The following is an 18,797-nucleotide window of genomic DNA, read 5'->3' as shown; positions in this document are numbered from 1 at the left end:
AAAGCGAACCCGGATGGGCATCCAGATCGCCCACTTCCCGATCCGGCGGAGCCTGGATGACTACGACTTCGACCTTCAGCCGAGCCTGGATCGCCGCCTGATCCGGGAGCTGGAGACGGGGACCTTCATCGCTCATGCGGAGAACATCCTGCTCCCTGGGCCACCAGGGGTGGGTAAGACCCACTTGGCCATCGGGTTGGGGCGGAAGTCCATCGAACGGGGCGCGAGCTGCCTGTTCGTGAGCGCCACGGCCCTGGTGGGTCAACTGATGCGGGCCGAGGCAGAGGGTCGCCTGGAGGAGCGTCTCCTGCATTTCTCGAAGCCCAAACTACTGATTGTGGATGAGCTAGGATATCTACCCTTCGAGCGGCGGGCGGCCCACCTCATGTTCCAGCTCGTGAACCGGAGATATGAGCGGGGCAGCCTCATGATCACCAGCAACCAGCCAGTGGGTGCGTGGGGCGAGGTGTTCGGGGATACCATCCTGGCAACCGCCATCCTGGACCGACTGCTGCACCACAGCCACATCATCACCATCAAAGGCGAGAGTTACCGCCTGCGGGAGAAGCGCCGAGCCGGGATCGTCCCGGCCCCGGTGCCAGCGGCCACCACCTGAGCCGCACCCAGTGGGGTGTCCTCCGCTTCGGCCTACGGCCTACGCTCCAGACACCCCACGGGCTCATACAACAAGGGGGTCAATATTCGTGTCGCCGGGTGGGTTAATTTTCATGTCGCTTGACAGTCGTCTGGCGATGCGTCAACATCGCGATGACCAAGGAGCCTTCATTTACATGGAATTGCTAGCTTTCTTACTGCGCGGGCCCGCCACACGGCGCCACCCCCGCCGCGGAGCGGCTTCGTTCAACCGTGAGCAGGAGGCGGGCCTTCCCCCACCGGATATCCCGAAGTCCGTTGGGCAGCACCGGGTGCAGAGGGATGGCAACTTCCCCCTGGAGGCTCCCTTCCAGACGGAACAGCTGGGCCTTGTACAGGCCCCGGTAGCGTTCTTCGACCTGGATACCTCCCTCCAGGAGCATCTGCTTGGGGGGGAGCAGCAGGCTGCGGCTCACCTCCTTCTCCTGCCAGTACCCCTTCTGGTTGTTCTCCCCGGGCACCCAGCATGACTCTTTGGCCGTGTAGTCCAGGGCCACCAGAGGGCCGACGAGCCGCTGCCGCTCGGCGGAGGTCTGGGCGATGTTGGCCTCTACCTCCTTCTGGCGCCGACTCCGGGCACTGACAAGGCCTTCAATCATGCAGAGGGGAAGGAGCAGCAGCAGGGCCAGACCGGCCACCGCCAGGGCTTTCCAGAGTAGTACGCGTTTCATGGGCATCCTCCTGATCGGAATGCCCAAGCTTGGGTGGCCGCAGCGAAGGGAGGATGAAGTCAGGTGAAGCGGGTGTGAAGCCAAAGCCGAGCCTCGGCACCCCCCTCCGGCGCATTCAGAAGATCGGCATCCCCCCCGTGCAACTTCGCCACCTCCCGGACAAAGCGCAGACCCAGACCAGTGCTCTTCTTTCCCGTCGAAGGGCGGGGCAGGGAATAGAAGGGTTCGAAGACCCGATCCACGGCGAAATCCGGAATCCCTGGCCCCTGGTCCCGCAGCGTCAGCAGATGGCCACCCCCCATGGGTTCCAGCCTCAGGAGCACCTCACCGCCCCCGGGGGAAAACTCCAGGGCATTGTCCAGGAGGTTGGAGATGGCCAATTCCAGGAGGAAGGGATCCCCCTGGGTCCAGCTCTCCTGCGGCAGTTCCAGCCGGAGGTGCAGCCCTCGCAACGCCATCTGGGGCTCCCTGGTCCGGCAGACTCCCTGGATGAGCTCCGGCAGGGAGAGACGCTGGGGCCGATCCAGGGCCTGACGGTTCTCCAGGGTGGCCAGGTTCAGCATCCGCTCCACCAGCCGCTGTAGCCGCTCATCCTGCTCCCGGATGTTGGCCAGGAAGCGCTGACGATCAGCCTCGGAGAGCTCCTCCTCCAGAAGCTCCGCCGCTCCGTGAATCGCCGCCAGGGGGCTCTTCATCTCGTGGGTGAGGGTGTGGACATAGCGCTCCACGTAGTGGCGGCCCTCCAGCTTTTCCCGCATGGTCTCCAGGGCCTCGCCCAGCTCCGCCAATTCGCCACCCAGGGCTGGGGGCGTGGCCTTTTCCCCTTCGGAGACCCGACGGGCGTAGCCCTGAAGCCTCTGAAGGGAACGGGTCAGCCAGAAGGTCATCCCGAGCCCCATCAGGAGGGCCGCCCCCATGAGCACCAGCCCGGCATGATAGACCTTCCGTTCGCTGCGCTGGGCGAAGGGCACCACGCTGGAGGTGGCAGTACCCACGGAGAGCACACCGGAGATCCGGCCCCCCACCAGAATCGGCGCGGCCACATACATCACCGAGCTGCTGGCATCCTTCGGATCCCGCCGGGTGCTGCGCACACCGTACTGCCCCCGCAGGGTGAGAAGGACATCGTTCCAGCGGGAGTAGTCCGCTCCGGGCTTCTCCCCCTCGGAGTCGAAGAGCAGCGAGCCCTTGGCATCCGTGACATACACCCGGAAGTCCGCACCGGTCTTGGGCAATCCCCAGATCCTGGCCCTGGGCTCCCGGGTCCGATAGCGCTGGATGGCCGCCCCCAGGGCACCCTCTCCAAGGTTCCCGGCCTCAAGCTCTGGAGCCACCACCTCCGCCAGAAGGTGGGCCGTATCCACCAGGGTCACCTCCATCCCCTGACGCACCCCGGGCTTGACCTCCTGCATGAAGATGGCCAGGACGAAATACGCCGCCAGGGCCACGATGAGGAAGAAGCCCAGGAAGACCCGGACGCTCAGCTTCACGACTGCTTCCCGAGGCTGTAACCCTGGCCCCGGTGGGTCTGGATGGGGTCCGCCTCGGGGTCCACCGCCCGCAGCTTGGCCCTCAAGGTCTTCACATGGGTATCCACGGTCCGGTCAGTGCTCTCCTCGGCCCCGGACCAGACCCGCTCCATCAGCTCGTTCCGGCTCCAGATCCGTTCAGGGTGGACCAGAAACAGACGGAGGAGCTGGTATTCGTAGCGGGTCAACTCCAGGGCCTGCCCCTGGAAACGGATGCGCCGGGCGTTTTCATCCACCTCGAAGCGGGGCGGGGCGGGGGGGGTGCCGCGCTCCGTGCGCCGCAGAATCCCCCGGACCCGGGCCGCCAGTTCCCTGGGGCTGAAGGGCTTGGACACGTAGTCATCGGCCCCAATCTCCAGGCCCACCACCCGGTCCACCTCCTCACCCCGGGCTGTCAGGAAGAGCACAGGCAGATCAGAGAAGGTGCGAAGACGCCGCAGGACCTCGAAGCCGCTGATATCCGGCAGTCCCACATCCAGCACAACGAAACGGAAGCCCCCTTCCTTCAAGAGTTCCAGGGCCTCCCTCCCGAGGGTGCAGCGCCGGGTGATGAAACCCTCCGTCTCCAGAGCGTACGAAATGGTGTCCGCAATGGCGGGTTCGTCTTCGACGATGAGGACATCGTTGGACATGGGGCTCCTGGTGACACCTTCCATTCTTGCCCAAGTGCACCCTCCTCGGGGAATCAGCCCTCTCCTTGCCCTTCCGGATCCTGGCCAGAGTGCCGAGCCTCCTGTCGGCTGTTTTCATCCCGGACGTCCCAGCTCATGTCCTTTTTGGCTGAGCATAGCCATTAACTGAAGAATATTATCTATATATTGATTAACTCACAATGTTGCTAATGCAACAAAATGCTTTGAATTCGCCTAAAGTCCGGAATAACCTATCCAGGAAGGCTAGCCTTCCTTGAAGGGAACCATCATGTCTGCACGCACCAAGGATTCCAGGTGGGCCTACTGGATCTGCATGGTCACCTCCTTCCTGGTTCCATTCATGATCAGTTCTTTGAACTTGGCCATCCCTGCCATCGGCCTACAGTTCCAAGGCAGCCAGTACCAGCTGAACTGGGTCGTGGCCTCCTTCCTGCTGGTTACGGGATCCTTTCTGCTCCCCATGGGGAAGCTGGCGGATCTGACCGGGCGGGTGCGGATCTTCAAGATCGGCCTCGCCCTGTTCTTTGCCGGCTCACTCCTCTGCGTCGCCGCGCCCAGCATCCACTGGCTCATCGCCTTCCGGACCCTGCAGGGTTTCGGCGCCTCCATGATCTTCTCGACCTCCATGGCCCTGCTGACGGCCCTGGTGCCCCCCCAGGAGCGTGGCAAGACCCTGGGAATCAATGTGGGAATCGTCTATTTCGCTTACTCCTCAGGCCCTGTCCTGGGGGGCGTGCTCTGCAGCTGCTTCGGCTGGAAGGGCATCTTCCTCTTCCTGGCGGCTCTCGCGCTGCTGGTCCTGATCGCTGCCTTCCTCCGCCTGCAGGGCCCATGGATCCGCCCGCAAGTCACGCAAATGGATCTCAAGGGCAGCCTGCTGTGCACCGTCGGCCTCATCCTCCTTCTCTACGGTTCCTCCAGCCTCTCCCTCTCGAACCTTTACTGGGTGGTCACCCTTATGGGACTGGTCATCCTTGCGGCCTTCGTCGTCCAGGAGGGCCGGGAAGCGGCGCCCATCCTCCCCATCACGCTCTTCACCCAGAATCGGGTCTTCGCCTTCTCGAATCTTTCATCCGTGATCAACTACAGCTCGATTTTCGCCATGCCCTTCCTGTTGAGCCTCTACCTCCAGACGGTGCGGAGCGTGCCCCTCAAGAGTGCTGGCTTGATCCTCCTGGTGCAGCCTGTCGTCATGGCCGTCCTCTCCCCGGTGGTGGGACGCCTGTCCGACCGCATCGAGCCCCGGATCCTGTCCTCGCTGGGCATGGCGGTCAATACGCTCGGGCTGCTGCTCTTCGCCTTCCTCGGGATGGATTCCAGCCTCCCCCTGATCCTGGCCAACCTCGCGTTCATCGGCCTCGGCTACGCCCTTTTCTCAGCCCCAAACACCAATGCCATCATGGGTTCGGTGGACCGTACCCAGTACGGGGTCGCCTCTTCCACCATGGGTACGGCACGGGTCGTGGGGCAGGCCCTGAGCATGGCCATCGTCTCCCTCATCACCACCCGCTTTGTCGGCCCCTGGAAGATCGGCACCCCGGGCTATTCGAGCCATTTCCTCCTGGGGATGAAAGCCTGCTTCATCGTCTTCACCATCCTGAACTTCATCGGAGTATTCGCCTCGCTGGCCCGGGGAGCACGACAGGAGCTGTCCCTCGTCGAGGGGTGATCCATATCCAGAGGGAGTGCCATCTTGTTCCCACAAATCAATGTCCCCTGGGATGAGGCCCACCTCCCCCTGCTCCTGACCTTGGTCCGCAGCCGGGTCAAGCAGGTCTCCCTGCAATTCCTGGCGCCCCACAACCTCACCCCCCCGCAGTTCCAAGTCCTGGCGGTCCTGGAGAGCAACCCCGGCATCTGCCACAAGAACCTGGCAGGGGCCCTCGGCATGGACAAGCCCACGGCTACCCGGATCCTCCAGACCCTCCAGAAGAAGGCCTGGATCCTGATCGAACCTGATCCCACCCACGGCAGGCGGCTCCGCATCAAGCTGAGCCCTGAAGGGGCCAGGGTCCTCGGGCAGATCGCCGAATTCCGGCACACCTTCCGGGAGGGACTGGAGGAGGGCATGGACCCAGCGGAACGCCAACAGCTCCGCGAGCTATTGCGCAGGTTGATGCTAAACCTGGATCGCCTGGAACAGGTCTCATTCTCCAGTAAGTGAAGGGAAACCCATGTGGATCGTCCGGCTGGCCCTGCGCCGCCCCTACACCGTGGCTGTCATGTGCCTCCTCATCCTCCTCATGGGGCTGCTATCCATCTTCCGGATGCAGGTGGACATCTTTCCAAGCATCGATATCCCCGTGGTGGCCGTGGTCTGGAGTTACAACGGCCTGAGCCCCGAGGAGATGGAACGGCGGGTGGTGGGGATCAGCGAGCGCACCATGTCCACGACGGTGAACGGCATCGAGCGCATCGAGTCCCAGAGCATCCAGGGGGTAGGCGTCCTCAAGATCTACTTCCAGCCCGGTACGGATATCGGAGCCGCCATCGCCCAGATCGCCTCCACCTGCACCAGCGCGACCAAGATCATGCCCCCCGGGATAACGCCCCCCAGCATCATCCAGTTCAACGCTGGCAACGTCCCGGTGGTCCAGCTAACCGCCAAGAGCGACACCCTATCGGAGCAGCAGATCTATGACCACGTCACCAACGCGGTGCGGATGCGGCTCTTCACCATCCCCGGAATCTCCATCCCGGCCCCCTTCGGCGGCAAGAGCCGCCAGATCTCGGTGGATCTGGACCTGGACAAGCTGGCGGCCCGGGGCATGAGCCCGGCGGACGTCATGTCGGCCCTCTCCACCCAGAACGTCATCTCCCCCGCAGGTCTGGCCCGCATGGGGCGCCAGGAGCTGCCGATCCAGACCAACTCCAACCCATCCAAGGTGGACGAGCTTCGGGAGATGCCCCTGAAGGTGGTCAACGGAGCCCCGGTGTACCTCAGGGATGTGGCCCGGGTCTACGACGGCTTCGCGGATCAGACCAACCTGGTGCGCATCAACGGGCACCGGGCCACCTATATCGCCATCCTCAAGAAGGCGGATGCCAGCACCCTGGCGGTGGTGGACGCCTCCAAGGAGATGCTGCCCCAGATCCAGGCGGCGGCCCCCAAGGGAATGGAGCTGAACTTCGACTTCGACCAGAGCCGCTTTGTGCGGGGGGCCATTTCGGACGTGGTGAAGGAGGCCCTGATCTCCTCGGCCCTGGTCTCCCTGATGATCCTCTTCTTCCTGGGTTCCTGGCGCAGCATGCTCCTGGTCTGCAGCTCCATCCCCCTGGCCATTCTGGTGGGCATCATCGGCCTCAAGCTCTCGGGACAGACCATGAACATCATGACCCTGGGCGGCCTGAGTCTGGCCATCGGCATGCTGGTGGATGACGCCACGGTGGAGGTGGAGAACATCCACCGCAACCAGGCCATGGGCAAGCCACTCACCGTGGCGATCCTGGACGGCGCCCGCCAGATCGCGGTGCCTGCCATCGTGGCCACCCTGGCCATCTGCATCGTCTTCTTCCCGGTGGTGCTCCTGGTGGGCCCCGCCAAGTATCTCTTCACGCCCCTGGCCATGGCGGTGGTCTACTCCATGCTGGCCTCGTACCTCCTCTCCCGGACCCTGGTGCCCACCCTGGCCAGGATGCTCCTGGAGCACGACCCCCATGGGGGGGGCCTGGCCAGCTTCAATGCCTGGCGGGAACAGGGCTTCTCGCGCTTCCAGGATGCCTACGGCCGGGTCCTGGACCGGGTCCTGCACCACCGGCGCTTCGTCCTGGTCCTCGCGGTGGCCTTCGCCTTCGTGAGCCTGGGGCTCCTCTCGATCCTGGGCCGCGACTTCTTCCCCTCAGTGGATGCCGGGATCATGAAGCTCCACATGCGGGTCGCCTCGGGCACCCGCCTGGATGAGACGGAGCTCGTGGTGGCTCAGGTGGAGCAGGCCATACGCGAGACCCTGCCCCCGGGGGAGATCCAGACCCTCAACAGCAACGTGGGGGTGCCCGTCTCCTACAACCTCTCCTTCATCCCCACGGATAACGTCACCAGCCAGGACGCCGATCTCTTCATCTCCCTGAAGCCGGAGCACCGCCCCACCCGCGAGCACATGAAGGCCCTGCGCAAAGCCCTGCAGGAGCGCTTCCCCGGCGTCAGCTTCTACTTCCAGCCCGCCGACATCGTGAGCCAGGTCCTCAACTTCGGTGTCCCGGCGCCCATCGACATCCAGATCGAGGGGAACAACCTCGCCACCAGCGCCGAGATCGCCAAGAAGCTGGAGACCGCCATCGCCCGGATTCCAGGGGCCGTGGACGTGCGCCTCAAGCAGGCCATCAACGCCCCCGGCTACCGGGTCAATGTGGACCGGACCCGGGCTGCCAGGCTCGGCCTCAGCCAGCAGGCCGTAGCCAACGGCCTGCTGGTGGCCCTGTCCGGCAACGGGCAGCTCTCGCCCTCCTTCTTCCTGGACCCCATCACCGGCGTGAACTACACCGTGGCCGTGAAGGCGCCGCTTTCCCAGATCAACAGCCCCAGGGACCTGATGGACACGCCCTTCAACGTCCAGGGGACCGGGCTCCTCCAGACCCCCGCCTTCCAGGCCGCTGGCCCCGGCTTCCAGGCGCCCTCTGAGCCCCTGGCCAACTTTGCCACCCTCCAGCGCACCACCCTTCCGAGCGAGATCAACCACTACACAGTCCAGCGGGTGCTCGACGTCATGGCCAATGCCGAAGGGCGTGATCTGGGAAGCGTGGTGACCGATATCCAGAGGGAAGTGAAGGCTCTCGGGCCGCTCCCCCAGGGCACCCGGATCCGCATCCGGGGCCAGAACGAGGTCATGGTCGAGGCCTTCGCCAACATGGCCGGGGGCCTCCTCATTGCCATCGCCCTGGTCTACCTCCTGATGGCCGTCCTCTACCAGAGCTGGCTGGACCCCTTCATCATCCTCTTCTCCGTGCCTGGAGCCCTGGTAGGCATCCTGTGGATGCTGGCCCTGACGGGAACCACCCTCAACGTGGAATCCCTGATGGGCGCCATCATGGCCGTCGGCATCGCCACCTCCAACTCCATCCTCCTGGTGAGCTTCGCCAATGAGGTCCGGGTGGCCAACCCGGGCATGTCGGCCCTTGAGGGCGCCTTTCTGGCTGGGAAGACCCGCCTGCGCCCGGTGCTCATGACCGCCCTGGCCATGATCCTCGGCATGGTGCCCATGGCCCTGGCCATGGGGGAGGCCGGAAGCCAGAACGCGCCCCTGGGACGGGCCGTCATCGGTGGCCTCCTGATGGCCACTCTGGTGACGCTCTTCGTGGTACCGGTGGTCTACAGTCTTTTCCGCAAGAGGCCCCCCACGGCCCATCTCCTGGACGAGAAGTTCCACGTGGAACAGCAAGGAAGTGAAGCATGAACCAGCAGGCCACCCCTGATCGCACCTATTCCCGTTTTCGCATCACCGGGGTCGCCCTCCTGCTGGTGGCGGCCTGCGGCATCGGCGTCCTGTGGGCCGCCAAGCGCCATACCCTGAACCAGGAGGCCCAGGGGCTCAGGGCAGGCGAGGCCGCCGGTCCCCGGGTCCGGGTGACAAGCGCCACCCAGGAGGGGGGGGATGGGCTTCTGAACCTCCAGGGCGAGGCCCAGCCCTACGCCTCCACCACCCTCTACGCCAAGGTGAGCGGGTTTCTTCGGCAGATCCATGTGGACAAGGGGAGCCCTGTCCGCCAGGGTCAGGTCCTGGCACTGCTGGAATCCGCCGAGACGGATCGAGACGCTTCAGCCCTGAAGGCCGACTACGAGAACAAGCGCCGCAGCGCAGAGCGGATGAAGGAGCTGGCGCGCCAGGGCATCATCAGCTCCCAGGCCCTGGAGGATGCGGAATCCACGGCCCAGGTCGCCCGGGAGAAACTGGCCAGCCAGGCCGCCGTGCAGGGCTACCAGCGCATCATCGCCCCCTTCTCTGGGGTGGTCACCCAGCGCTTTGCCGACCCCGGCGCCATGCTCCAGAACGGGGGTTCCACCTCCACCGCCCAGCCCGTGCTCTCGGTGGCCCAGGTAGACCGCCTGCGGGTGGTGCTCTTTCTGGATCAGCAGGTGGCGGCCCGGGTGAAGGTCGGCACCCCCGTGGAGGTGCGTTCCTCGGATCGCCCCGACCAGATCCGGCAGATCTCCATCTCGCGTCTGGCCGGTGCCCTGGACACCAAGACCAAGACCCTCCTCGCAGAAGCCGACCTCGACAACCGCGACGGGGCCTTCCTGGCAGGCGGAGCCGTGCTGGTGAGCCTCAAGCTCCCGGCTCACGTCGGTGCGCCCCAGATCCCATCCGAGGCGGTAACGATCCGGGAGAACAAGCCCCAGGTGGTCGTAGTGGGTCCAGACCAGCGCGTGAGCTTCCACCCCGTCATCCTCAGCGACGATACCGGCACCCGGGTCCAGGTCCTCCAGGGACTCAAGCCTGGCGAGAAGGTCATCCTGAGTCCCGCCGTAACCCTCAAGGATGGCGACAGGGTGCAGCCGGTGGAGGCCCCGGCAGCGGCACCGACCGGGAAATAGAGAGGGAGATGGCCGAGACACCTGCGCGGAGTTGCACACCTCACGGCACAAATTTGCCGTCAAACGTAGCGTAATCGCACACTGGGATGCGACGGCAAACGGGTATGAGCAGCCACAGAAAGATCACTCGGTCCCGACCCCTCGCCGTTTCACCGGCCCAGCTTATCCTTTTTCGCCCTTGCGCCTCGGCAGGCTCAGCGCGCCATACCCCAACCCAAGTGCCAACAGCACCCGCAGCCCCAGCATCTGGTTGGCCACAGAGCGGGCCTTGCGCAGGGAGGCCTGGTCAGGAGCCAAGTCCCGACCTTCCACCTCGGCCACAGCCAGGCGCCCTCGGATGTTAAGAATCTTGGGGGCCACGATGAAGGTGCTGGCCAGGCACATCAGGAGGGACACCAGGGCTGCGGCCATCCAGATGCGCATGGGGCCGATGGGCCCCTCGTCGGCGATCTCGTTCAACCAGCGGCTCAGGAAGCTCAGCAGGAAGGCCCCACCGAAAACGCCCCAGGCGCTGTAGTCCAGGGCTCTTCGCAGGAGTTCCAGGCGCCCGCCCACCAGGGTGGCGAGCACCAGAAGCACCCAGATCCAGAGGAGGGCCCGGGAAAGGGTATCCAGGCGGGCCAGCAGTCTTTCGTCCAAGGGTGCTCCTACTGCCATTCGTTGTACGGGATACCGTTCTCCCCGATCTCCGTGGAGTTGCTGCGGACCCGGAAGATCCCGGATTCCGCATCGGGGTTGTCAGGATCCGGAGCCTCGGTTTCAGTCACCCAATCGTCGGCGTTGGTCATGGGGTCCTTGGGGATCTGCCGCAGGTAACCCTTGGCCTGGAGCTCCGAAAGGCTGGAGGGATAGCGCCCCTTGTCCGCCCGGTACTGCTCCAGGCAGTGGTTGATCTGGTAGAGATCTTCCTTCAGCACAGACTCCCGGGCGGCCTTGGTGTGGCGTCGGTAGCCCACGATCCCCACAGTGGCCAGCATGGCCAGGATGGTCATCACAGTCAAAAGCTCCAGCAGGGTAAAACCCCGCTGGAGCCGTTTCGTTCTATCCAAGCTCATGGGCGCTCCTGGAACCTGGATGCCTTGAAATGCCCATGGGTTTCGACATTAGGCGAGGCTGGTATCAGCGACCTTCTCCCGGGTGAAGAATTCGAGGATATCCCCTTCCCTCTCCCCATCGAAGCCCTCGAGGCCAATGCCGCAGTCGAGACCATTCTTCACCTCGGAGACATCGTCCTTGAAGCGCTTGAGGCTCTTCAGGCCGCCTTCCCAGATGATGTCCTCGCCGCGACGGACCCGGACCTTGTTGCTCTTCTGGACCTTGCCCTCGGTGACGAAGGAACCGGCGATCACGCACTTGTCGATCTTGAAGATCATCCGGACCTCGGCCTGACCGATGATGGTCTCCTTGTCGATGGCGTCCAGGAGGCCCAGCATGGCCGCGCTGATCTCCTCGGTCACCTTGTAGATGATCTCGTGGTGGCGAAGATCCACACCCTCTTCCTGAGCCAAATCCTCGGCCTTGCGCTCGGTCTTGGTGCCGAAGGCGATGATGATGGCCTTGGAGGCCTCGGCCAGGAGGACGTCGTTCTCGTTGACGGTTCCGGCGGCGGCGTGAATGATCCGCACCCGCACCTTGTCGGTGCTGAGCTTCTCCAGGCTGCCCACCAGGGACTCCACGGAGCCCGAGGTATCGGCCTTGATGATGAGGGGGAGTTCCTTGACCTGACCATCCTTGAGGGTGCTGAAGATGTTCTCCAGGGTAACCCGGGACTTCATCTGCTGGGCAGCCTTGGCCTTCTCCTGACGGAAGGCGACGATGGAGCGGCCCTTGGCCTCGTCATCGACCACCTGGAAGTTGTCGCCGGAAACCGGCACTTCCTCAAAGCCCAGGATCTGGACAGCCATGGAGGCCTTGGCCTCCGTGACCTTGCGGCCCTGATCATCGAACATGGCCCGCACACGGCCCATGGTCGCGCCAGCCACGAAGATCTCGCCAGCCTTCAGGGTGCCCTGCTGGACCAGAACCGTGGCCACAGGACCACGACCGCGATCCAGGCGGGCTTCCAGGATGGAACCCGAGGCGGGGCAATCGTAAACGGCCTTCAGATCCTTGAGATCAGCCACCAGGAGGATGGTTTCCAGAAGCTCATCCAGACCCTGCTTGGTCTTGGCGGACACCGCCACGCTGGGCACATCGCCGCCGTAGGTCTCGGTCTGGACGTTGTGCTGGAGCAGCATCTGCTGAACGCGATCCGCGTTGGCGGCAGGCTTGTCGATCTTGTTGATGGCCACCACCATGGGCACATCGGCGGCCTTGGTGTGGCTGATGGCCTCGATGGTCTGGGGCATGACGCCATCATCCGCCGCCACCACGAGGATGACGATATCGGTGACCTTGGCACCCCGGGCGCGCATCTTGGTGAAGGCTTCGTGGCCGGGGGTGTCGATGAAGACCACCTGGCGCATCTCACCGGTGTTGGGGTCCTTGACGTCCACGTGATAGGCACCGATGGCCTGGGTGATGCCGCCCGCTTCGCCCGCCGCCACCTTGGAGGTGCGGATGGCATCCAGCAGCGAGGTTTTGCCGTGGTCGACGTGGCCCATGATGGTGACCACCGGAGAGCGGGGCAGCTTGTCACCCACAACCTCGGCACCCTCTTCGGCGTGCATCTGCACATCCTCTTCGAAGGAGACGATATCCGCCAGGAAGCCGAACTCCCGGGCGATCTCCTTGGCCAGCTCCGTGTCCAGAGGCTGGTTGATGGTGGCAAAGATGCCGCGGTGCAGGAGCTTGGCCACCACATCCTTGGCGGGGCGGTTGCACTTCTCGGCGAGTTCCTTGACCGTCACGCCCTCGGAGAGCATCACGATGCCGATCTCGTCCTCGATGTACTCGGTGGCGATCTGCTGAGCGCGGCTCCGGGGCTGGCGGAGCTTCAGCTCCAGGGCCTCGGCCTCGCGATCGGCGCGGGAGCGCTTATCATCCTTCTTCTTCCCGGCGAAGTGGCCGCCGCGACCGGGGCCCTTCTGGCTGTTGGGATCAATGGGTCCGGTGGAGGGAATGGAGGGACCGCGACCGGGCCCGCCGGGACGGGCGCCACCAGGACCGCCAGGACGGGCACCAGGGCCACCGGGACGGCCGGGGCCGCCAGGACGGGCGCCAGGGCCGCCGGGACGGCCGGGGCCGCCAGGACGGGCGCCGGGGCCACCGGGACGGGGAGCGCCAGGTCCGCTGGGCCGCTGTCCGACGGGACGAGGCTGGGGAAGCTGGATGTACCGGGCGGGCTCGGTGCTCCGAGTCGTGGGCTCCGGGCTGTCAGCCATCTTGATGCGGGTGAAGCCCTGCTCCGGCTGGAGCTGGGAGATGCTGGGGGGAATGAAAGGCCGACGGGTGCCGCCATTCTGGGTAGGCTGGGGCGCCTGCTCGTGCTTCACCTCACCCTTGCCAGTATTGGTGGCCATGGGCAGGACGGTGCGGGCCGCCTGGGGCCCACCGGAACGCTGCACGGCACCGGGGTTCTGCTGGCCGGGACGCTGCACCACGGGCCGGGCACCGGCCTCGGGACGGCTCTTGGGCGCAGTCTGGGGGAGCTGGATATAGCGAGCCGGAGCCTGGGCCTTGGGGGCCGGAGCCGGCGTCTGGGAAACCCGGAGCCTTGAGAACTCCGCGACCGCGGGCTGGGGAGCTGCGGCGGCAGGAGCAGTGCTTTCCGGCGCGCCCGCAGGGGCGGCCTCGGCCTCCGAAGCCTCGGGGCGCTTGACCAGGACGCTGGGCGCCTGTCCAGGCAGCATGGGAGCGGCCTTGACGATCTTCACAGCCGCAGTGGGGCGGTGGAGGGCCAGAGGGGCGGATTCTTCCGTCCCCTTGGACTTGGCGTCGAAGATGCGGCGGAGCTGGGAGATCTGGTCATCGGTGAGATTAGAGCTGTGGCTCTTCCCAGGGATGCCCAGGCGTTTCTCCATGACGTCGATGACGTCGTGATTGGTCACGCCGATTTCTTTAGCGAACTGGTTGATACGGAGCATGGAGGGGCGTACCTCGGTCGAATGGTATTCATAAAAAGCCAAAGCAGCGGGTTACTCTCCGAACTGCTCGTGGACGGCGTCGATCAGACGGAAAGCCAATTCCTGATCCATGCCTTCTACGGCGAGTAACTGTTCGACCGTTACAGTGTACAGGGATTTGGCATCGGCATAACCTGCTGCCGCAAGGTTTTCTGCCACTTGGGGAGTCAGGCCCTCAATGGAGCCCAGTTCCTCGAGCAGCGAGGAGAGGTTCTTCTCCTCTTCGGGGACCGCCTCGGGAGCGAAGTCGGGCAGGGCATTGCCCATGGCGACTTCGGCCTCGCGACGCTTCTCGGCCTCGCTGCGGACATCGATATTCCAGCCCGTGAGCTTGGCGGCGAGGCGAACATTCTGGCCGCGCTTGCCGATGGCGATGGAGAGCTGCTCGTCATCCACCACCACCTCGACCCGGTGATGCTCGGGATCCACCACATTCACCCGAAGGGCCTTGGCGGGGTTCAGGGCGTTGGCAATGAAGCGGGTCACATCCTCGTCGTAGCGGACGATGTCGATCTTCTCGTTCTTGAGCTCGCGGATAATGGCCTGGACGCGGCTGCCCTTGAGGCCCACGCAGGCGCCCACGGGATCCACATCGGGGTCCAGGCTGTGGACGGCCACCTTGGCGCGGTCCCCGGCCTCCCGGACGCAGCTGCGGATGACCACCGTGCCGTCATGAATCTCGGGAACTTCCTGATCGAAAAGCTTCACCAGTAGCCTGGGATCGACCCGGCTCACCTGGACCTGGGGATCCTTGGCGCTCTTGTCGACGCTGGAGATGACCACCTTGATGCGCTGGCCCTTGTCGAAGCGATCACCCCGGAGGGCCTCGTTGCGGCGGAGCATGGCCTCGACGCGGTCCACTTCGAGGATGATGGCGCTCTTCTCGAAGCGCTTGACCTCGCCCACCACCACTTCGCCGATGCGATCGGCAAAGTCGGTGAAGATGCGCTCACGCTCGGCCTCACGAACCTTCTGCACCAGCACCTGCTTGGCAGCCTGGGCGGCGATGCGGCCCAGCTGGGTGGTGTCCTGGGGCAGCCAGAGGGTATCGCCCTCAGCGGCCTCGGGATTCAGCTCCTGGGCCTCCGCCAGGCTGATCTCAAGATCCTCCTCCTCCACGTCCTGCACGACCTGCTTGAGGGCGTAGACGTGGAACTCGCCGGTCTCCCGGTCCATCTGGGCCTGGAAGTTGCCGTAGAAGTCGAAGCCCTGGAAGTATTTTTCCGCAGCCTTGACGAGGGATTCCTCGACCGCCTTGAAGACATCCTCTTCAGGAATGCCCTTTTCAGCGGCGATCATCTTCACACTGTCGAAGAAACTGGTTGATACGAGAGCCATCTTGCCTCCTCAGTCCGCGCTTTTCTCTACGGGGACGGCCTGCTTGGGGGTCGCGGCGAGGGCCACGATCCGCGGTTTAGGGGTCTTTTCCTCGTCAAAGGGGGCCAGCCTGGCCTTCTGGAAGATCTCGAAGGGCACGGTCTTGAGAACCCCATCCTCCTCGATCGTCACGGCCTCTTCCGTCACATCACCGATCCAGCCCTTGAACCGCTTCTGCCCGTTCAGGGGAATGCGGGTCTGGATGCGGCAGAGACGCCCGGCGAAGCGGCGGAAGTGATCCGCCTTCACGAGGGGCCGTTCCACACCCGGACTGGAGATCTCCAGGGACATATCCTCCCGGAGATTGGGGAATTCCACATCAATCCATGCCACCAGGCCATCATTGGCCGCCACGCAGTCGTCGAGGGTGATGCCCCCGCGGCTGTGATCGAGGTGGTCGATATAGAGACGCAGGATGGCATCCCGGCCCTCCTTGACGCTCTCCAGGCAGACCAGTTCGAAGCCCAGCAGTGCCAGCTGGCTTTCGATGGGGGCTTGGAGTTTCAGGAGATCCATGGGCTTTCCTCAATAGCCTAGACGGGGGAGGGACTTCCCACCCGACACGACCCAAATGCGTTTGGCGACCCACACGTTCATGCGGACCTCCTTGAGCTTGAGGGATCAAGGCCGAATTCAACTGAACAGCGTAACGCTCTTTTCCAATTCACTCAAGGCGTTAGTCGCCTATGCACTGCCCAGGCACCGCATGGGGAAGCGCCGGATGTGACGGAGGACGAGCTCGGCGGGCGGACAGTCCCCCGTCGTTCATGAAATATTGCCTGCTATCCTGGCTCCTCAATCCGATTCCAAACCCGAAGAGGTCACGTCAATGGACGCAAGGAACTGGGGATTCACCACCGCAGCCATCCACGCCGGTCGCAGCCACAACACGACCCGCGCCGTGATCACGCCCATCTTCCAGACCTCGGTGTTCGAGCTGAAGGAGAACAGCGAGGGGGCGGAGTTCGCCGCCGCCATCGAACCTCCGACTTTCTATACGCGATGGGGAAACCCCAACGCCAGTGAGGTTGAGACCGTCCTGGCCACCCTGGAGGGGGCCGATCGCGCCCTGGTGTGCAGCTCTGGCATGGCCGCCATTTCCACGGTATTCGACACCTTCCTGCGCCCAGGCTCCCATGTGGTGGCCCCAGCCGCCCTCTACATGGGCACCGAACAACTCCTGAGACGCTGGGAGGCGAACCAGAGCCTGCGCATCACCTGGATCGATAACACCCTGGACCTGGACGAGTGGGAGGCCGCCATCCAGAAGGGCGCCTCCATGGTCTGGGTGGAATCCCCCTCCAACCCGGCCCTGGCGATCACCGACCTGGCCGCCGTGGCCGCCATCGCCAAGCGATGGGGCGCCCGGGCCGTGGCGGACAACACCTTCGCCACCCCAGCCTTCACCCGCCCCCTGGAGCTGGGCTTCGACCTCAGCGTCTCCAGTGCCACCAAATACCTGGCGGGACATTCGGATGTGGTGGCCGGGGTCATCGCCGGAGGCGAAGCGGATGTGGTGGCCTGCTGGTCCACGGCCAAGCTCACGGGCCCCACCCTGGACCCCATGGCCGCCTGGTTGCTCCACCGGGGCCTCAAGACCTTCCACCTCCGCATCCGGCGCGCCGCCGACAATGCCCAATCCCTCGCCCAGTGGCTCCTCTGGCAACCCCAGGTCTCCCGGGTGGACTACCCTGGGCTGGCGGACCACCCCGGCCACGCCATCGCGGCCCGGCAGATGGGCGGAAACTTCGGGGCCATGCTGAGCTTCGAACTCCAGGGGGGCCTGGATGCCAGCCGCAGATTCTGCGAAGCCCTGGAGATCATCACCCGGGGGGTAAGCCTCGGGGGCGTGGAGAGCCTCATCCAGCACCCCGCCACCATGAGCCACGCCGCCGCCACCCCGGAAGCCAAGGCGCGGCTGGGTATCACCGAGGGCCTGCTGCGCTTCTCGGTCGGCATCGAAGACAGCCCGGATCTGAAGAGTGACATTGAGCGTGGACTCCAGGCCGCCACCCTGATGCGATAATGAGGGCATGAAGCTCATCATCAACGGCAAACCCCTGGATACCCCTGAACTGGCCACCGTGGCGGATCTCGCGGCATGGTTGGAACTCCCCTCTTACGGCAGCGCCGTGGAGCTCAACGGCGCAGTCGTCCGCAGGGGCGACCATCCGGCGACCCCCCTGAAGGATGGCGATTCGCTAGAGGTGGTGCGCTTCGTGGGGGGCGGCTGAGTCAGCCCAGAACGAGGCTCTTCCCGATCGCGGTGGTCTTGAATCCAAGCCTGGCCAAAAAGCACAAGGCCCATGGAAAGCACGGGCTTCCGAAGTTTGCACTACTCCTCCGGCATGATCGCAAGGGTCCAGAGCCCCCATTCGCCGAGGTAGGGAATGATCAGGGCGTCGTAGCGAAAGGTCTTGGCGGCCCCTTCATCATCGATCATCCGCCCCCAGGCGCTGGTCTCGATCCGCCCAGCATCGTCCCACTCGATGGGTCCGAATTCGTGGATGGCCCGGTTGCGGTTCGATTCGCTGGATGCGAGGGCCCGAGCCTCCGCTCGTTTTCCCGGCATATTCGCCCAAGCACTTGCCAGCAGATCAGGCTTGCCCAATCGTGCACCGTCCACGTAGCGGGAAAGAATGTCGTGGACGATCTTTTCGAAGCGGAGGCGCTCGCCCCACCGCTCCACCAGAACCTTGGCCGCGGCCAGGGCCCCCTTTTCCGCGGCCGTCCCTCCGGAGCCGCCGTTGTCAGGTGTCGGGTAGGCACCGCCTCCTCCCAGGTCCCCGGCACCACCTCCGACCTGGTCGCCGCCCGAAGTCTCTTCGGAAGTCGCGTGGTCTAGCTTGGACCGATCTTCGTCCAGCTGTTTCTCGCCCTTCTCGCGCTCTGCCCGCAATTTGCTCCAGAGCTTTTTGTTACCCTCGGTGGAACCCTTCACCACCGAGGGCTCACCCTTGGCGTCGTAGTAGACCCAAGTTTCGTAACGCATGTAGTCACCTGTCGCGGGATCCCGGAAATAGACCCGGGTGCGGGTCACCCGTGAGAAGCCCTTGGCGCTCGGTTCGCTGAGCGTCACATCCTCGGTGACTTCGTAGTAGTTGTCCGTGGCCCGACGAAACTTGAAGCTTTCAGACCCATCCGAGCCCCAGGTATGACTGCTGCCGCGGCTCGCACCGGCCTTCTCTTCGTCCTCAAAATTGCGGCGCGATTGCTCGGAGCGCACCTCCACCTCTGTGGTCACCCCCTTGCCCGCCTGGGCGGACAGGGGAAGAACCAGAAGGAGACATCCGAGACGAGGGAGGATAGGCCAGAACATG

Annotated in this window: 16 protein-coding genes; 7 read left to right on the top strand and 9 right to left on the bottom strand. The window is 64.5% G+C overall.

Annotated elements, in window-relative coordinates:
- On the top strand, positions 1 to 616 hold a 616-nt coding region (gene istB / locus HOLFODRAFT_RS20980), incomplete at its 5' end, for an IS21-like element helper ATPase IstB (protein WP_043486717.1).
- A 193-nt stretch (positions 617 to 809) separates the two neighbouring features.
- Here istB and HOLFODRAFT_RS0212055 read toward each other — a convergent pair.
- Genes HOLFODRAFT_RS0212055 through creB form a run of 3 tightly spaced genes read right to left on the bottom strand, consistent with a single transcriptional unit; the run spans position 810 to position 3,486 of the window.
- Positions 810 to 1,325, bottom strand: a complete 516-nt coding sequence (locus HOLFODRAFT_RS0212055; RefSeq protein ID WP_005035772.1) for an inner membrane CreD family protein — start codon at positions 1,323 to 1,325, stop codon at positions 810 to 812.
- A 59-nt stretch (positions 1,326 to 1,384) separates the two neighbouring features.
- On the bottom strand, positions 1,385 to 2,815 hold the full coding sequence (creC, locus tag HOLFODRAFT_RS0212050) for a two-component system sensor histidine kinase CreC (RefSeq protein ID WP_005035771.1): 1,431 nt from the start codon (positions 2,813 to 2,815) through the stop codon (positions 1,385 to 1,387).
- Positions 2,812 to 3,486, bottom strand: coding sequence for a two-component system response regulator CreB (gene creB / locus HOLFODRAFT_RS0212045; protein ID WP_005035770.1), 675 nt, complete (start codon positions 3,484 to 3,486; stop codon positions 2,812 to 2,814). The genes creC and creB overlap by 4 nt, the downstream gene beginning before the upstream one ends.
- 289 nt (positions 3,487 to 3,775) lie before the next feature.
- On the opposite strand from creB, the gene HOLFODRAFT_RS0212040 reads away from it, so the two are divergent.
- Genes HOLFODRAFT_RS0212040 through HOLFODRAFT_RS0212025 form a run of 4 tightly spaced genes read left to right on the top strand, consistent with a single transcriptional unit; the run spans position 3,776 to position 10,036 of the window.
- Complete coding sequence (locus tag HOLFODRAFT_RS0212040; protein WP_005035769.1) at positions 3,776 to 5,176, top strand: MFS transporter; 1,401 nt, start codon at positions 3,776 to 3,778, stop codon at positions 5,174 to 5,176.
- A gap of 24 nt (positions 5,177 to 5,200) precedes the next feature.
- Positions 5,201 to 5,671: a MarR family winged helix-turn-helix transcriptional regulator gene (locus HOLFODRAFT_RS20975; RefSeq protein ID WP_005035767.1), complete on the top strand. Its 471-nt coding sequence runs from the start codon at positions 5,201 to 5,203 to the stop codon at positions 5,669 to 5,671.
- Positions 5,672 to 5,681: 10 nt separating this feature from the next.
- Positions 5,682 to 8,897, top strand: coding sequence for an efflux RND transporter permease subunit (locus HOLFODRAFT_RS0212030; protein WP_005035765.1), 3,216 nt, complete (start codon positions 5,682 to 5,684; stop codon positions 8,895 to 8,897).
- Positions 8,894 to 10,036, top strand: coding sequence for an efflux RND transporter periplasmic adaptor subunit (locus HOLFODRAFT_RS0212025; RefSeq protein ID WP_005035763.1), 1,143 nt, complete (start codon positions 8,894 to 8,896; stop codon positions 10,034 to 10,036). Before HOLFODRAFT_RS0212030 ends, HOLFODRAFT_RS0212025 begins: the two co-directional genes overlap by 4 nt.
- Before the next feature lie 162 nt (positions 10,037 to 10,198).
- Here HOLFODRAFT_RS0212025 and HOLFODRAFT_RS0212020 read toward each other — a convergent pair whose 3' ends face one another.
- The 5 genes from HOLFODRAFT_RS0212020 to HOLFODRAFT_RS20965 are packed head-to-tail and all read right to left on the bottom strand — an operon-like array spanning position 10,199 to position 15,993.
- A complete protein-coding gene (locus HOLFODRAFT_RS0212020) occupies positions 10,199 to 10,675 on the bottom strand; it encodes a hypothetical protein (RefSeq protein ID WP_005035762.1) in 477 nt (158 codons plus the stop codon).
- Positions 10,676 to 10,683: 8 nt separating this feature from the next.
- Entirely contained in the window at positions 10,684 to 11,091 is a 408-nt protein-coding gene (locus tag HOLFODRAFT_RS0212015; RefSeq protein WP_005035760.1) for a type II secretion system protein, read from the bottom strand.
- 48 nt (positions 11,092 to 11,139) lie between these two features.
- Positions 11,140 to 14,061, bottom strand: coding sequence for a translation initiation factor IF-2 (gene infB, locus HOLFODRAFT_RS0212010; protein ID WP_026939279.1), 2,922 nt, complete (start codon positions 14,059 to 14,061; stop codon positions 11,140 to 11,142).
- A 51-nt stretch (positions 14,062 to 14,112) separates the two neighbouring features.
- Positions 14,113 to 15,438, bottom strand: coding sequence for a transcription termination factor NusA (gene nusA, locus HOLFODRAFT_RS20970; RefSeq protein ID WP_005032318.1), 1,326 nt, complete (start codon positions 15,436 to 15,438; stop codon positions 14,113 to 14,115).
- A 9-nt stretch (positions 15,439 to 15,447) separates the two neighbouring features.
- On the bottom strand, positions 15,448 to 15,993 hold the full coding sequence (locus tag HOLFODRAFT_RS20965; protein ID WP_005032316.1) for a ribosome maturation factor RimP: 546 nt from the start codon (positions 15,991 to 15,993) through the stop codon (positions 15,448 to 15,450).
- Positions 15,994 to 16,306: 313 nt separating this feature from the next.
- Between HOLFODRAFT_RS20965 and HOLFODRAFT_RS0211995 the strand changes: the two genes are divergently transcribed.
- Both HOLFODRAFT_RS0211995 and thiS read left to right on the top strand, forming a co-directional pair.
- A complete protein-coding gene (locus tag HOLFODRAFT_RS0211995; RefSeq protein ID WP_005032315.1) occupies positions 16,307 to 17,503 on the top strand; it encodes a trans-sulfuration enzyme family protein in 1,197 nt (398 codons plus the stop codon).
- Positions 17,504 to 17,510: 7 nt separating this feature from the next.
- The gene (gene thiS, locus HOLFODRAFT_RS0211990) at positions 17,511 to 17,711 is read left to right on the top strand and encodes a sulfur carrier protein ThiS (protein ID WP_005032313.1); all 201 of its coding nucleotides are present in this window, start codon (positions 17,511 to 17,513) and stop codon (positions 17,709 to 17,711) included.
- Between the two features lie 101 nt (positions 17,712 to 17,812).
- Here thiS and HOLFODRAFT_RS0211985 read toward each other — a convergent pair whose 3' ends face one another.
- The gene (locus HOLFODRAFT_RS0211985; protein ID WP_005032310.1) at positions 17,813 to 18,796 is read right to left on the bottom strand and encodes a hypothetical protein; all 984 of its coding nucleotides are present in this window, start codon (positions 18,794 to 18,796) and stop codon (positions 17,813 to 17,815) included.
- Position 18,797: the final 1 nt, after the last annotated feature.

This window comes from Holophaga foetida DSM 6591 (assembly GCF_000242615.2).
GTDB lineage: Bacteria > Acidobacteriota > Holophagae > Holophagales > Holophagaceae > Holophaga > Holophaga foetida.
The sequence above is the reverse complement of the archived record's forward strand: the minus strand, read 5'-3'. Positions and strand labels throughout refer to the sequence as shown.

What these genes read in the sequence shown, in the direction of transcription:
- HOLFODRAFT_RS0212015 (WP_005035760.1), bottom strand. Translation starts at nt 11,091, where the DNA reads ATGAGCTTGGATAGAACGAAACGGCTCCAGCGGGGTTTTACCCTGCTG.
- thiS (WP_005032313.1), top strand. Translation starts at nt 17,511, where the DNA reads ATGAAGCTCATCATCAACGGCAAACCCCTGGATACCCCTGAACTGGCC.
- nusA (WP_005032318.1), bottom strand. Translation starts at nt 15,438, where the DNA reads ATGGCTCTCGTATCAACCAGTTTCTTCGACAGTGTGAAGATGATCGCC.
- HOLFODRAFT_RS0212040 (WP_005035769.1), top strand. Translation starts at nt 3,776, where the DNA reads ATGTCTGCACGCACCAAGGATTCCAGGTGGGCCTACTGGATCTGCATG.
- HOLFODRAFT_RS0212030 (WP_005035765.1), top strand. Translation starts at nt 5,682, where the DNA reads ATGTGGATCGTCCGGCTGGCCCTGCGCCGCCCCTACACCGTGGCTGTC.
- creB (WP_005035770.1), bottom strand. Translation starts at nt 3,486, where the DNA reads ATGTCCAACGATGTCCTCATCGTCGAAGACGAACCCGCCATTGCGGAC.
- HOLFODRAFT_RS20965 (WP_005032316.1), bottom strand. Translation starts at nt 15,993, where the DNA reads ATGGATCTCCTGAAACTCCAAGCCCCCATCGAAAGCCAGCTGGCACTG.
- HOLFODRAFT_RS0212055 (WP_005035772.1), bottom strand. Translation starts at nt 1,325, where the DNA reads ATGAAACGCGTACTACTCTGGAAAGCCCTGGCGGTGGCCGGTCTGGCC.
- HOLFODRAFT_RS0212025 (WP_005035763.1), top strand. Translation starts at nt 8,894, where the DNA reads ATGAACCAGCAGGCCACCCCTGATCGCACCTATTCCCGTTTTCGCATC.
- infB (WP_026939279.1), bottom strand. Translation starts at nt 14,061, where the DNA reads ATGCTCCGTATCAACCAGTTCGCTAAAGAAATCGGCGTGACCAATCAC.
- HOLFODRAFT_RS0211995 (WP_005032315.1), top strand. Translation starts at nt 16,307, where the DNA reads ATGGACGCAAGGAACTGGGGATTCACCACCGCAGCCATCCACGCCGGT.
- HOLFODRAFT_RS0211985 (WP_005032310.1), bottom strand. Translation starts at nt 18,796, where the DNA reads ATGTTCTGGCCTATCCTCCCTCGTCTCGGATGTCTCCTTCTGGTTCTT.